This window comes from Phenylobacterium sp. (assembly GCF_024508875.1).
Lineage (GTDB): Bacteria > Pseudomonadota > Alphaproteobacteria > Caulobacterales > Caulobacteraceae > Phenylobacterium.
In genome coordinates this window covers 1-13,643 of the sequence record NZ_JANINU010000014.1, presented here as the reverse complement: position 1 = coordinate 13,643, position 13,643 = coordinate 1, and the positions used below count along the sequence as shown (strand labels likewise).

14 protein-coding genes are annotated in these 13,643 nt (G+C 70.7%); 9 read left to right on the top strand and 5 right to left on the bottom strand.

Annotated features, from left to right (window positions below; all coding sequences use genetic code 11):
* The 4 genes from Q0L11_RS01835 to Q0L11_RS01820 all read right to left on the bottom strand — a co-directional run.
* Positions 1 to 1,133, bottom strand: a 1,133-nt coding sequence (locus Q0L11_RS01835; RefSeq protein WP_296595140.1) for a methyl-accepting chemotaxis protein, incomplete at its 3' end; no start/stop codon positions are given.
* An 8-nt stretch (positions 1,134 to 1,141) separates the two neighbouring features.
* Positions 1,142 to 1,453 carry a hypothetical protein gene (locus tag Q0L11_RS01830; RefSeq protein ID WP_296595139.1) on the bottom strand — a complete coding sequence of 104 codons (312 nt, stop codon included), beginning with the start codon at positions 1,451 to 1,453 and terminating at the stop codon, positions 1,142 to 1,144.
* Positions 1,454 to 1,616: 163 nt separating this feature from the next.
* Positions 1,617 to 2,120 carry a YbjN domain-containing protein gene (locus Q0L11_RS01825; RefSeq protein WP_296595138.1) on the bottom strand — a complete coding sequence of 168 codons (504 nt, stop codon included), beginning with the start codon at positions 2,118 to 2,120 and terminating at the stop codon, positions 1,617 to 1,619.
* Positions 2,121 to 2,259: 139 nt separating this feature from the next.
* The gene (locus tag Q0L11_RS01820) at positions 2,260 to 2,508 is read right to left on the bottom strand and encodes an accessory factor UbiK family protein (RefSeq protein ID WP_296595137.1); all 249 of its coding nucleotides are present in this window, start codon (positions 2,506 to 2,508) and stop codon (positions 2,260 to 2,262) included.
* A gap of 119 nt (positions 2,509 to 2,627) precedes the next feature.
* Here Q0L11_RS01820 and lgt point away from each other — a divergent pair, with 119 nt between their 5' ends.
* Genes lgt through pgeF form a run of 3 tightly spaced genes read left to right on the top strand, consistent with a single transcriptional unit; the run spans position 2,628 to position 5,338 of the window.
* Positions 2,628 to 3,533: a prolipoprotein diacylglyceryl transferase gene (gene lgt, locus Q0L11_RS01815; protein ID WP_296595136.1), complete on the top strand. Its 906-nt coding sequence runs from the start codon at positions 2,628 to 2,630 to the stop codon at positions 3,531 to 3,533.
* Entirely contained in the window at positions 3,520 to 4,569 is a 1,050-nt protein-coding gene (locus tag Q0L11_RS01810; protein WP_296595135.1) for an SAM-dependent methyltransferase, read from the top strand. The genes lgt and Q0L11_RS01810 overlap by 14 nt, the downstream gene beginning before the upstream one ends.
* Before the next feature lies 1 nt (position 4,570).
* A complete protein-coding gene (gene pgeF / locus Q0L11_RS01805) occupies positions 4,571 to 5,338 on the top strand; it encodes a peptidoglycan editing factor PgeF (RefSeq protein WP_296595134.1) in 768 nt (255 codons plus the stop codon).
* On the opposite strand, the gene ybaL is transcribed toward pgeF, so the two are convergent.
* Positions 5,335 to 7,305 (bottom strand): YbaL family putative K(+) efflux transporter, encoded by a 1,971-nt coding sequence (gene ybaL, locus Q0L11_RS01800; RefSeq protein WP_367183355.1) that lies wholly within the window; start codon positions 7,303 to 7,305, stop codon positions 5,335 to 5,337. The genes pgeF and ybaL overlap by 4 nt on opposite strands.
* Positions 7,306 to 7,483: 178 nt before the next feature.
* On the opposite strand from ybaL, the gene Q0L11_RS01795 reads away from it, so the two are divergent.
* The 6 genes from Q0L11_RS01795 to Q0L11_RS01770 form a co-directional block, all read left to right on the top strand.
* Positions 7,484 to 8,419, top strand: a complete 936-nt coding sequence (locus tag Q0L11_RS01795) for a ribose-phosphate pyrophosphokinase (protein ID WP_296595133.1) — start codon at positions 7,484 to 7,486, stop codon at positions 8,417 to 8,419.
* A 109-nt stretch (positions 8,420 to 8,528) separates the two neighbouring features.
* Positions 8,529 to 9,572, top strand: coding sequence for a hypothetical protein (locus Q0L11_RS01790; RefSeq protein WP_296595132.1), 1,044 nt, complete (start codon positions 8,529 to 8,531; stop codon positions 9,570 to 9,572).
* A 131-nt stretch (positions 9,573 to 9,703) separates the two neighbouring features.
* A complete protein-coding gene (locus Q0L11_RS01785) occupies positions 9,704 to 10,315 on the top strand; it encodes a 50S ribosomal protein L25/general stress protein Ctc (protein ID WP_296595131.1) in 612 nt (203 codons plus the stop codon).
* 27 nt (positions 10,316 to 10,342) lie between these two features.
* On the top strand, positions 10,343 to 10,966 hold the full coding sequence (gene pth / locus Q0L11_RS01780) for an aminoacyl-tRNA hydrolase (protein ID WP_296595130.1): 624 nt from the start codon (positions 10,343 to 10,345) through the stop codon (positions 10,964 to 10,966).
* Positions 10,963 to 11,727 (top strand): tetratricopeptide repeat protein, encoded by a 765-nt coding sequence (locus Q0L11_RS01775; RefSeq protein ID WP_296595129.1) that lies wholly within the window; start codon positions 10,963 to 10,965, stop codon positions 11,725 to 11,727. Before pth ends, Q0L11_RS01775 begins: the two co-directional genes overlap by 4 nt.
* A 286-nt stretch (positions 11,728 to 12,013) precedes the next feature.
* Positions 12,014 to 13,643, top strand: a 1,630-nt coding sequence (locus Q0L11_RS01770; RefSeq protein WP_296595128.1) for an ABC transporter ATP-binding protein, incomplete at its 3' end; no start/stop codon positions are given.

The window sequence follows — 13,643 nt, the reverse complement described above, 5'->3', positions numbered from 1 at the left end:
AGGTTGGTCTGGAAGGCGATCTCGTCGATCACCCCGATGATCTGGCTGATCTGGCGCGACGATTCCTCGATGTTGGTCATGGCCGAGACCGCGGACTGCACCACCTGGCCGGAGTCCTCGGCGTTGGTGCGGGCGGCGGCGACCACGTCGCGGGCCTGACGGGCGCCGGCGGCCGTGCGGCGCACCGTGGCGGTGATCTCGTCGAGGGCGGCCGCGGTCTCCTCGAGCGTGGCGGCCTGGTTCTCGGTGCGCTGCGAGAGCTGGGTCGAGGCGCTGGCGATCTCGCCGGCGCTGGAGCGGACGCGCGCGTTCAGTTCGACGATGCTGGCGAGCGTGGACGAAAGCTGCTCGGCGGCGGCGTTGAAGTCGCGCTTGAGCTGGCCGTACTGGTCGGGGAAGTTCGCGTCGATGCGATGGCCGACGTCTCCGCCGGCCAGAGCGCCCAGGGCGGTCGCCAGCTCGCCAACGACAGTGCGGGCCTCGGCCTCGGTGGCGCGCTGCATGGCCTCGCGCTCGGTGGCGGCCTGGCTTTCGCCGGCGCGGGCGGTCTCGGCCTCGGCCATGGCGCGCTCCGCGCGCTCCCGCGCCTGCGAGGCGGTGGCCAGCATCTCGGCCGAGCGTTCGAACATGCGCACGAGGTTGGCCCCGACCCAGATCAGGACGCCGGCCTCCACCAGCAGGATCACGGCGTGGATCAGTACGCGCTGGATGTCGCCGCCGCCGGGGAACACCGCGGCCGGCAGGATGAAGGACAGCAGGAGGTGGTGCACGGCGACCACGGCGGTCGCCGCGACGATGACCCGCCAGTCGCAGTAGATGATGAGCACGGCCAGGGCGGCGAAGTAGGCCATGTGCATGTCGATCTGCCAGGGATGGCCCGAGAAGGCGCCCACCAGCAGCGACACCGAGGCCATCAGCGAGACGCCGGCCGTGACGCGAACCGCGGGGCCCTCGCCCACCAGCTTGCGGACCACCGTCGCGCCTGCCGCCACGCCCGCGCCCGCCAGACCCAGCAGCAGCCAGGCGCCGCCGGCGAAGGCGGCGGCGCCGGCGATCAGCGGCGCGAGCGCCCACAGGCCCATCACGACCAGCCGGTCGGCGAAGCGGCGCTGCTGGCCGATGGTCTCGAACATCTCGTCTCCTAGGATCCGCACACCGCGGAGCCCGCAGGCCCCACGGAGAAGAGCGCGCCGGCCTGTCGCAGGCGCGCCTGGGCGCGGCCCTCGGGGTCGCGCACCACAACGATGAAGGGGGCAGCGCCCAGGTCGCGGATCACGCCCGCCTGTGCGGCCGCGGCGACGACGGCGCTGCGGCTCCACCAGGGCGGAAACACGCCGGCGGCGACATGGGGGTCGGGGGCGCGACTGGCGGCGAGCAGGACCACGGCCGTGACCAGGGCCACGCCCAGGCTCACGCCGATCGCCAGCGTCGTGTCTTTCGCCGTCTTGTCCACGCGCGAGGTTGTGGCGACGACGTCTTTCCGACTAGCTAACCGGCGTTAGGCGAACCTCGCCAAAAGGCAACCGGCACGCGCAGAATAGCCCCCGCCAAGCGCGGCCATGTCAGAAAATTCAAAGACTTGACGCCGCGACGCCGTGTCGCGGCGTTGCCGGACCTCAAGCTTCGCCGACAGTCTCGAACATGCAGGCGGCGATGGCCTCCTGCGGGGTCTTGGCGCCGCGCAGCAGGAAGTCGAAGGCCGGGAAGAAGCGGTCGGCCGCTTCCACCGCCACGTCGATCATCGCCGCCGCCTGGGCCAGGCTGGGCTGTTCGCCGCTCATCAGCGCCATGCCATGGCGGAAGATGATCTCGCCCTCGTCCCACAGTTCGAAGTGGCCGAGCCAGACACGCGGGTTGATCGTGGCGATCAGTTCCTGGGCCGTCTGGCGCTGCGCCTTGGGAACCGCGAGGTCCATCGACAGGCAGAGCTGCAGCGTGTCGCCCTCGGGCCGCCAGGCGAACCAGAGCTCGTAGTCCTTCCAGTCGCCGGCGAGGGTGAAGGCAAGGTCGCCGTCCTCGGTCCGGTCGAAGGGAAGATTTTCCGCTGCGAGCACATGCTCGACGACGTCGAGCGGGTCGTTCGTCAGGACGACGCTGTCGTCCGTCTGTGAGGTGTCCATCACGACCCCTTTCGACTCGGACGGAGAGCGGAACGCCGCCCCCGAATCGTCCGCATTACCGACCCTAACCCCATTCTTGCTTCGGGTGTCAGCGGGTTCTTGTGACGCGCGAGCGGCTTTCGCGTGGCGTGCACTGTCTTCACGCGGACTTCGAGGATTTGCGGGGCGTCTTCGCGGCCTTCAATGCCTCGATTTCCTGTCTAAGCGCCGCCACCTCGGCCTTCAGCGCGTCGTAATCTTCCCGGCGGACCAGGTCCATTTCCGCCACGAAGCGGTCGGCCTGGCTGCGGAAGGCGGCCTTCGCCTCCTCGCCGGCGGCCTGGGCGAGGCCCATGGCGGCGGTGCTGAGCTTGGCGATCTCGTCGAGGAATGGGTTCTGCGTCTGCATTCTTTGTCTTCTTTGCCGGAAATCCGGCGTGTTGCGCCCGTCTATATGGCCCTTCGGGGGATGAAAGCGAATGGCTTCTCCTCTAAGTCGCTGTGTGGAACGCAGGAGTCGCCTGAGAAGTGCCCTTCCCCAACATCGATCCGGTCCTCGTCCACCTCGGGCCTTTCGCCATCCGCTGGTACGCCCTGGCCTATGTGGCGGGCATCCTGCTGGGGTGGCGTTATGCCACGGGCCTGCTGAAGAACCCGAAGCTGTGGACGCACCGTCCCGCGCCCTTCACGCCCGAGCAAATGGACGACCTGATCCTTTGGATCGCCATCGGCGTCATCGGCGGCGGCCGCCTGGGGCACGTGCTGTTCTACACGCCGTTCTCGCAGACCCTGGCCGACCCGCTCAGCGTCTTCCGAGTCTGGGAAGGCGGGATGAGTTTCCACGGCGGAGTGATCGGCGTCTCCATCGCGATGATCGCCTTTGCCTGGCGCAACAAGCTCGACCTGCTGCGGATCGCCGACGTTGTGGCGCCGGCCTATCCGATCGGCCACTTCCTCGGCCGCTGCGCCAACTTCATCAACGGCGAGCTGTGGGGTCGCCCGGCGCCGGCGGACCTTCCCTGGGCCTTCCGCTTCTGCAACGAGCAGATCATCAAGACCTTCGGCTATTGCCCGGCCGGCGACGTCCCGCGCCATCCGAGCCAGCTCTACGAGGCGGCCTTCGAGGGGCTGATCCTGTTCCTGATCCTGCGCTGGGCCACCCATTCCGCGAAGCTGGGGAACCGCCGCGGCGTGATCACCGGGATCTTCATCCTGTTCTACGGGGTCTTCCGCATCGCCATCGAGAACGTGCGCGAGCCCGACGCCGGGATGCCGAACTTCCCGTTCGGCCTGACCATGGGGATGATCCTGTCCGTCCCGATGGTGCTGGGCGGGCTGTTCCTGATCTGGCGCGGGATGCGCGAGCCCCTGCCCCCGGCGCTGCCGGCGGCCAGCGAACCGCCCCAGGGCCGGCCGGCCAATGAGCCTGCGTGACAAGCTGGCGGCCCAGATCGCCCAGACCGGGCCGCTGACCATCGCCCAGTACATGACGGCCTGCCTGCACGACCCGCAGGACGGCTACTACGCCACGCGCCCGGCGCTGGGCGAGGCCGGCGACTTCATCACCGCCCCGCTGGTGAGCCAGATGTTCGGCGAGCTGATCGGCGTCTGGGCGGTCTCGTGCTGGCAGGCCTTGGGCGCGCCGGCGCGGTTCACCCTGGTCGAGATGGGCCCGGGCGACGGCACCCTGATGAGCGACCTGCTGCGCGCGGCGCGGGTCGTGCCGGCGTTCCTGGACGCCGCCGACATCTGGCTGGTGGAGACCTCCGAGCCGCTGGCGGCGCTGCAGGCGCGCGCGCTGGGGGAGCGCGTCCGCTGGGCGCGGTCGCTGGACGAGGTCCCGGTGGGCGACCCCATGATCCTGGTGGCCAACGAGCTGTTGGACTGCCTGCCCGTCCGCCAGTTCGTGCGCACGGTGACCGGTTGGGCGGAGCAGGTGGTGGGCCTGGACAGCCACGGCGCCCTCGCCTTCGGCTTGGTTCCGGCGCCGGTCGCCCTGCCCGACGCGCGCGACGGCGCCGTGCTGGAGATCTCGGCCGCCCAGGAGGCGCTCGGCGCGGCGCTGGGCGCGCGGCTGGCGGCCGACGGCGGCGCGGCGCTGCTGATCGACTACGGACGCGACAAGTCCGGTTTCGGCGACACGCTGCAGGCCCTCGTGCGCCACGAGAAGGTCGACCCGCTGGCCGGTCCCGGCGAGGCGGACCTCACGGTCCATGCCGACTTCCCGGCGGTGATGGCCGCGGCGCGCAAGGCGGGGGCGGCGGCGGCCATCCTGACCCAGGCCGCGTTCCTGGCGCGGCTGGGGATCGGCGAGCGCGCCGAGGCCCTGGTGCGCGCCCGGCCCGACAAGGCTCCGGTGATCGGCCGGCAACTCGGCCGGCTGGTCGGCGGCGACGAAATGGGCGAGCTTTTCAAGGCCTGCTGCCTGCATTCCCCCGGGTGGGTCCCACCCGCTTTCCAGGACCCGTGACGTGACCGACCTGCCCGTACTGACGTCGAAACTCCTGGACCTGCCGGGCGTGCGCCACGCGTTCTTCACGCGGCAGGGCGGCGTCTCGCAGGGAATCTACGCCAGCCTGAACGTCGGCGTGGGCTCCAAGGACGACCCGGAGGCCGTGCGCGAGAACCGTCGGCGGGCGGCCGCGCATTTGGGCGGAGATCTGATCACCGCCTACCAGGTCCACTCGGCGACGACTTTCGCGGTGGACGGCCCCTGGGCCGAGGGGCCGCCGCAGGGCGACGGAGTCGTGAGTTCGACCCCTGGCCTCGTCCTCGGCGCGCTGGCGGCCGACTGCGCGCCGATCCTGTTCGCCGACGCGGAGGCTCGCGTCGTGGCCGCCGCCCACGCGGGGTGGAAGGGCGCGCTCACCGGCGTGATCGAGGACGCGGTGGCCAAGATGGAGACCCTCGGCGCCCAGCGCGGCCGTATCGTCGCCGCCGTCGGCCCGTGCATCGGGCCGGCCTCGTACGAGGTGGGACTGGAGTATCTGGAGCGGTTCACCGCGACGGACCCCGCCTATGCGCGGTTCTTCACCGCCGGCGCGAGCGACGACAAGCGGCAGTTCGACCTGCCGGCCTTCGTGCTGGGACGGCTGGAGGCGGCCGGGGTCGCTGGCTGCGAGTGGGTCGGGCGGGACACCTGCGCCGAGCCGGACTGGTTCTTCTCCAACCGCCGGGCCTTCAAGCAGGGCGAGCCGGACTACGGCCGCCTGCTCTCGGCGATCGTGCTGGAAGGCTAGTAGACCGGAGCGGTCGCGGCGAGGCGAGCCCCGGCCGGGGTGAACGCCACGCGTCCGCCGCCGAGATCGGCCATCAGGTCCTTGGCGATCAGGCCGGCCACGGCGCTGGACAGCCGTTCGGGATCGAAGGCGCCGATGCGCTCGACGCCGTCGAACAGCGCGTCTCGGCCTACGGCCTGCCCGGGGGCGAGGTCGTCCAACCGGCCCGCCGACAGCAGGGCCCATTCCGCGTCGTTCAGCATGGGGCGCCCCTCGGCCGGAGGCGGGCCGACGGCGGCGGGCGGCCCGTCGGTCTTCGCCGGGCGAAGCTGCGCTAGCATCGCGGCGGCCAATTCGCGCTCCCCCGAGACCGGCGTGTCGCAGCCATGCCTGAGCAGGTGCTCGACCTCGGCGTCGGAGTGGGCCCGCGCGCTGATCTGAAGGCCGGGATTCAGGCGCCGCGCGGCCTCGGTCACGCTGCCCGCCTCGAAGCCGCTCGGGGCGGTGCAGATCAGGCGCATGGCGGATGTCACGCCCGCCGCACCCAGGACCTCGGCGTCGGCCGCGTTGCCAGCCAGAACCTCGAAGCCGGCGTCCCGGGCCCGCTTGCGGGCCGCGTCATCCACCTCGACCACCAGGAAGGGCCGCCCCTGCGCCTCCAGGCCCTCGGCGACCGCCGAGCCGACGCGGCCGAAGCCGACCAGGATCACGTGCTCGGTCAGGGCGGTGGGCAGGAAGTCGTCGGCGGGCGCCGGCGCCTCGACCGCTCCCGCCTTCGGCTCGGGCGTCTTCGCCTTGGCCTTGGGCCGGGCCTTGGTGACCGCCGCGAAGATCAGCGGGTTCAAAAGGATCGAGATGATCGCCCCGCCCAGGATGAGGTCCCGCCCTTCGGCCGGCAGCAGCTTCAGCGACACGCCGAGGCCCGCCAGGATGAACGAGAACTCGCCGATCTGGGCCAGCGAGGCGGCGATGGTCAGCGCCGTCGCGTTGTCGTGCCGGAACGCGCGCACGATCACGAAGGCGGCGAGGGACTTGCCCAGGACCACGATGGCCACGGTGGCCAGCAGCGGGCCCAACTGGTCCACCAGGACGGCGGGGTTGAACAGCATCCCAACGGAGACGAAGAACAGCACGGCGAAGGCGTCGCGCAGCGGCAGGGTCTCCTCCGCCGCCCGCTGGCTGAGCTCGGATTCGGCCAGGATCATCCCGGCGAAGAAGGCCCCCAGGGCGAACGACACGTCGAACAGCAGGGCCGCGCCGAAGGCGACCCCAAGCGCGATGGCGAACACCGCCAGGCGGAAGAGCTCGCGCGAGCCGGTGTGGGCCGCCCAGTGCAGGATCCACGGGATCACCCGGCGGCCGACGATCAGCATGACCGCCACGAAGGCGGCGACCTTTCCGAAGGTGATCGCCAGGGGCACGACCCAGCCGCTCATCACGTCCGTCGACGCGTCCGAGGCGGTCAGGGCGTCGCCCAGGGCCGGCAGCAGGACCAGCGCCAGCACCATCGCCAGGTCCTCGACGATCAGCCAGCCGACGGCGATGCGGCCGCGGTCGGTCTGGACGATGCGCCGTTCCTGCAGGGCGCGCAGCAGAACCACCGTCGAGGCGACCGACAGCGCCAGGCCGAAGACCAGGCCCGAGACGAGCGGCCAGCCCATGACGTGGGCCAGCGCCATGCCCATCAGCGTCGCGGCCGCCATCTGCCCCAGCGCGCCGGGAATGGCGATGTTGCGGACCGACAGCAGGTCCTTGAGCGAGAAGTGCAGCCCCACGCCGAACATCAGCAGGATCACGCCGATCTCGGCCAGTTCCTGCGCCAGGTGCTGGTCGGCCACGTACCCGGGCGTGAACGGCCCCACGAGAACGCCCGCGGCCAGGTATCCCACCAGCGGCGAGATCCGGAAGCGGTGGGCCAGGGCGCCGAGCCCGAAGGCGACGACGAGGCCGGCGACGATGGTGGCGATCAGCGGGGTATGATGGGGCATCGGGCTCCAGGGTCTGGGCGTCGGAAGATGGCGTCGGCTTCCCGGATAGCGGCCCAGCGGCGCCGTGACCAATAGAGCCCCCGTGATCGGAGGCGTTCCGTCGCGGCGATGGGGCCTTGCTCCGCTGTCGTCCCCTGCTACAAGCCGCGCCAAATCCAACACATGGAGTCGGGGTCCGATGAAGCTGCTGGCCGGCAACTCGAACCGTACGCTGGCGCAGGCCGTAGCCTCCCACCTCGACGTGCCGCTGACGCGGGCCCAGGTGAAGCGCTTCGCCGACAACGAGGTTTGGGTCACCATCGACGAGAACGTCCGCGGCGAGGACGTCTTCATCCTGCAGTCCACCAGCTACCCGGCCAACGACCACCTGATGGAGTTGCTGGTCTGCATCGACGCGCTGAAGCGGGCGTCGGCCCGGCGGATCACGGCGGTGACACCCTACTTCGGCTACGCGCGCCAGGACCGGAAGACGGGCGGCCGCACCCCGATCTCGGCGAAGCTGGTAGCCAACCTGATCACCCGTGCGGGCGCCGACCGCGTGCTGACGATGGATCTGCACTCGGGCCAGATCCAGGGCTTCTTCGACATCCCGACCGACAACCTGTTGTCCGCGCCGCTGCTGGCCGCCGACATCAAGGAGAACTACGAGCGCTGGCGCGACCTGCTGATCGTGTCGCCCGACGTGGGCGGCGTGGTGCGCGCGCTGGCCGTGGCCAGCCGGCTCGACACGGAACTGGCCATCGTCGACAAGCGCCGCTCGGGCCCCGGCAAGAGCGAGGTGGCCAACATCATCGGCGACGTCTCGGGGCGCCGCTGCATCCTCTTCGACGACATGATCGACGGCGGCGGCACGCTGTGCAACGCGGCTCAGGCCCTGATCGACGGCGGCGCGACCGAGGTCTCGGCCTATGTCAGCCACGGCGTCCTGTCGGGCGCGGCGGTCGAACGCGTGGAAGCCTCGGTGCTGAAGGAGCTGGTGATGACCGACTCCATCCCCGCGCCCGAGCGCGTCGGCTCCGGCAGCAAGATCCGCTACGTGAGCTGCGCTCCGCTGATCGGCGAGGCGATCCGCCGCATCGCCAACGAGGAGAGCGTGTCGAAACTCTTCGACTGAGGGTTGGGCCCTGTCACGCTTGCCCAAGGCGCACCGCGCCGGTTAAGCCAGGGCCTTCCGGGGGCGGACAACGAAGAATCACCACTCGCAAGAGGGGGAAGGTCGCCTGATGCCGTTCCGAGTTCCGGTCAAAACCGCCTTTGCTGCGGCCGTCGCCGCCGTCGTCCTGGCGAGCTGCGCCGAGCCGCCGCCGGTCATCGCCCCGCCGCCCCCGCCGGCCGCGCCGGTGGTGAGCCTGTCGCCGAAGATGGTCGAGCTGGCGAGCGCCTACCGCTACTACATGGTGCGCAGCACCAGCATCACGCCCGACTTCGCGGACGGCGCGGGGGTCGCCCGCTCGCTGCAGACGGGCGCGTCGTACGAGCCCCAGCAACTGGTGCGGGGCGCGATCGCCTACTCCGCCGTGGTGGCGCTGCAGGACAAGGCGTTCGTGGACGGCGCGCGGGTCTACGCCAAAGACCCGGTGCAGCGGAAGCAGATCGCCTACGAGATCATGAAGGACCCGGCCTATGCGGTCGGCATCTCGGGCTCGGCCAGCGCGGCGGGCCTGATCGTGGCCGCTCTGGGGAGCGACGCGCAGAAGCTCTACGACCAGGGCAAGGCGGTCAAACAGGCGGCCTACGACATCCAGAAGCAGCCCTGGTCGAAGACCGAGGTCGCCGGCCGCGATGCGCGGCTTGCGGGCGCCAAGAGCCTGTCGGCCTCGGCGATGCTGGGCGACGTGGCCGAGACGGCGCGCCTGCAGCAGGCCTCGACCGGGATCTCGTCGCTGGGACTCAGCGCCGGCGCGGCGGCCCCGCCCTATACGCCGACGGTGGTCCGAGGCCTGGCGATCGCGGCGCTGGCCGCGCTGGGCGAGGCGAACGACGCCAACGCCGAGCACCTGATGGCCCTGACCAACGAGCCGAACATCGGCATGTGCGCGGCGACCTCCAAGCTCAACCTCTACCAGTGCCTGGCGGTGGCGCGGCCGAACTACGAGGACGTCTTCTGCCTGGGCCAGCACGCGATGATGGACACCGGGCGCTGCATGATCCGCGCGGCCGGCCTGCCCGAGCCGTACGAGGCCCGCTACGTCCCCGACGCGAAGACCATCGCCAAGGGCATGCCGACCAAGAAGCCCGCCCCGAAAAAGGGCCGCAAGAAGAGCTGACGCGGGCCGTCGGCGCCCGGTTGCGTCGGCGAAGGCTTTTGTGTATCTACGCGCACCCTTTCGACCCGCATGGGTCTGGACTTCCATCGCCGCGCGCGAGTCGCGCGGCGGTTTCGTTTTGAGGCATGGCCATGGCCGATATCGTTCTGAACGTTGAAGTGCGCGAGCAAACCGGCACGGGCGGCGCGCGCGCCACCCGCCGCAGCGGCATGGTCCCCGGCATCCTGTACGGCGGCGCCAAGGACCCGGTGGCCATCGCCGTGAAGGCCAACGAGTTCCGCAAGGCGCTCTACACCGGCAAGCTGCTGGGCCACCTGGTGACCCTGAAGTACGGCAAGGAAACCCAGCCGGTCATCGCCAAGGCGATCGACATGCACCCGGTGACCGACGAGCCGTGGCACTTCGACCTGTACCGGGTCGACGAGCACCAGCAGATCAAGATCGAAGTGCCGGTGCACTTCGCTCACCAGGAAGAGAGCCCCGGCCTGAAGCGCGGCGGTTCGCTGAACATCGCGCTGCACACCGTGACCGTGTCGTGCCACGCCGACGAGATCCCGGAAGAGATCGTCGTCGACCTGACCGGCAAGGAAATCGGCGACAGCATCCGCGTCTCCGACCTGAAGCTGGCCGGCAAGGCGACCGTCGCCCTGGACGGCGACGTGACGGTGGCCTCGATCGCCGCCGCCAAGGTCGACACCGGCGCGGCCGAAGGCGAAGGCGCCGAGGGCGAAGCCGAAGCCTAAGGGTTTCGCGTTCCCGCGGGGGTCGATGTGCTGATCATCGCCGGCCTGGGCAATCCGGGTGCGACCTACGCGAAGAACCGCCATAACATCGGCTTCATGGCCGTCGACGAGATCGCGCGCCGCTGGGGCTTCTCAGCGGCGCGTTCTCGTTTTCACGGCCAGGCGTCGGAGGGCCAGATCGACACGCCCCAGGGCCCGGTCCGCGCGCTGATCCTCAAGCCCCAGGGCTACTACAACGAGAGCGGCCGCTCGGTGGGCGAGGCCGTGAAGTTCTTCAAGCTGGACCCCGCCCTGGACCTGGTCGTGTTCTACGACGAGATCGACCTGGCGCCCGGACGCTTCCGCATGAAGGCGGGCGGCGGGGCGGCGGGCAACAACGGCGTCCGCTCGATCACCAGCCAGATCGGCCCGCACTTCCGCCGCGCGCGCCTGGGCACCGGCCATCCGGGCGACAAGGCCCTGGTGCAGGGCCATGTCCTCTCCGACTTCCACAAGGCCGACATGAAGTGGGTCGAGCCCCTGCTGCAGGCCTGCGCGGACGCGGCGCCCCTGCTGGCCCTGGGCGAGGACGAGAAGTACCAGGCCGAAGTCATGCGCCTCGCCCCCGCCGAGAAGGTCGACCCGCGCAAGCTCGCGCGCGGTGAATCATGAGCGCCCTCGGTCTTCTCGGCGGCTCGCTGCCGCTGCTCGGACTGTCGCTGGTCCTGTCGATCGCGCTCGCCGTCCATGTGGTGCGCACGGGCCGCGAGCTGTTCTGGCTCTGGATCATCCTGATCTTCCAGCCGCTGGGCGGGCTGGTCTATTTCATCGCCATCGTCCTGCCGGACCTGACGCGCGGCCCGGCCGCGCAGCGCCTGGAGCGCTCGGCGCGCGCCGCCCTCGACCCGATGCGCGAATATCGCGAGGCCAAGCAGGCCTGCGAGGAGACGCCGACGGTGCGCAACCAGTCGCGTCTGGCGCATGCGGCGGCCGCACTTGGAAGGCACGACGAGGCCGAGCGCCTCTACGCGGAGGCGGCGCACGGCATCCACGCCGAGGACCCGGCCCTGCTGCTGGGCCGCGCCAACGCCCTGCTGGAGCTGGACCGCGCCGACGAGGCGCTGCGCGTCATCGAACTGATCCCCGGCGGCGAGACGGCCGACCCCTTGGCGCCCGGCGCGGTGCTGGCCCTGGCGCGCGCCCACGAGCGACTGGGCGACACGGCGCAGGCCGACGCGGCCTATGCCGAGGCCGTGCAGCGGATGCCGGGCTTCGAGGCCCAGGCCCGCTACGCCGCCTTCATGGCCCGCAATGGCCGCAAGGCCGAGGCCCAGGCCGCCGTCGCCGAGATGGACAAGCGCCTGACCAAGCTCGCCCCCCAATTCCGCAAGGAAGGCCGCCACTGGCGCGACCTGGCGGCGAAGGAGCTCTGACCTCCCTCCCGTGTCATCCCGGTTTCGCGAACGCGAAGACCGGGACCCCGATATAATGAGGCGGAAGGCGGGCAGAGCCTCACCGCGGCGCGTTCCCTTCGGCGCAACAGATCGGGGTCCCGGTCTTCGCGTTCGCGAAACCGGGATGACAACGGCAGAGATTCCGCAGTTGTGCGAACGGAGACGCCTGGCGATAGTCCCCGCGTGGTAACGCCGACTGGGGAGCCTGCCATGCAAACTTTCATGTCCGAACCGAAGACCCCCATTCACCTTCAGGACATGAATCATGCCTTCGCAGACCCGGAGGGCGCCGGCGCGCGACGCCGCGACTAGCGACCTTCCGAAGCCGCCGCCTCGCGCGGCGATCCTCGACCACGACGCCTCCGAACTGGACGCTCGGCGCACGGCCGCGCGCGTGCGCAGGTTCCTTTCCTACTACCGCCCGCACCTGCCGCTGCTGGCGGCCGACGTGGCTTGCGCGCTGCTGGTGTCGGCCACGTCGCTCGCCCTGCCGCTCTGCGCCCGCGCCGTCACCCAGCGGCTGCAGGGCGCCGACGGCGCAGGTTCCCTCGCTCCGATCTACGCGCTGGGCGGCCTGATGCTGGCGCTGCTGGCGGTGCAGACCGCCAGCTTCCTCTTCGTCGACTACAAGGGCCACGTGATGGGCGCGCGCATGGAGGGCGCGCTCCGGCGCGAGCTCTTCGAGCACTGCCAGAAACTGTCGTTCGCGTTCCACGACCGCCATCGGGTGGGCCAGCTCATGAGCCGGATCACCAACGACCTCTTCAACCTGGGCGAACTCTACCACCACGGGCCCGAGGACCTGGCGATCTCGGTGCTGAAGCTGGCTGGGGCGACGGCGATCCTGGCCATGCTGGACCTGCCGCTGACGCTGCTGGTGCTGGGCCTGATGCCCTTCGCCGCGCTCTATGCGCTGCACTTCAACGGGCGCATGGGCCGCGCGCTGAAGGTCAGTCGCCAGCGGATCGGCGAGATCAACGAACGGGTGGAGGACTCGCTGGCCGGGGTGCGGGTGGTGAAGGCGTTCGCCAACGAGGCGCTGGAGGCCCGGCGCTTCGAGGTGGAGAACAGCCGCTTCCTGGAGAGCCGGCGCGCCGGCTACCTCAGCGAGGCGTTCTTCTGGGCCGGGACGCAGACCTTCGCCCAACTTCTGACCGTGGCGGTGATCGTGGTGGGCGGCGTGCGCGTGGTCCAGGGCGGGCTGGACGTGGCCGACCTCGTCACCTTCCTGCTGTGCGTGGCGGTGCTGGTCGATCCGATCCAGCGGCTGGCGAACTTCATGCGGCTCTGGCAGCAGGGCTGGAGCGGCTTCGTCCGCGTCATGGAGGTGCTGGAGATCGAGCCGGACGTCCGCAACCGGGCGGGCGCTGTCGACCTGCCCCGGCCACGCGGGGCGATCCGCTTCGAGGACGTGGGCTTCGGCTATCCCGGCGGCGGGCCGGTGCTGCGCGACCTCGACCTCGATATCCGGCCGGGCGAGTTCGTGGCCCTGGTCGGGGCGTCGGGGGTGGGCAAGAGCACGCTCTGCGCCCTGGTCCCGCGCTTCTACGACGTGACGGCCGGGCGCGTGCTGGTCGACGGCCGCGACGTGCGCGACGTGACGCTCACGTCGCTGCGCCAGTCGGTCGGCGTGGTGCAGCAGGACGTCTACCTGTTCGCCGGGACGGTGGCCGACAACATCCGCTATGGCCGCCCCGACGCCACCGACGCCGAGGTTGTCGCCGCGGCCAAGGCGGCGCACGCGCACGACTTCATCCAGGACCTGCCCGGCGGCTACGGCGCCGACATCGGCCAGCGCGGGGTGAAGCTGTCGGGTGGGCAGAAGCAGCGGCTGACCATCGCCCGCGCGTTCCTGAAGGACCCGCCGATCCTGATCTTCGACGAGGCCACCAGCG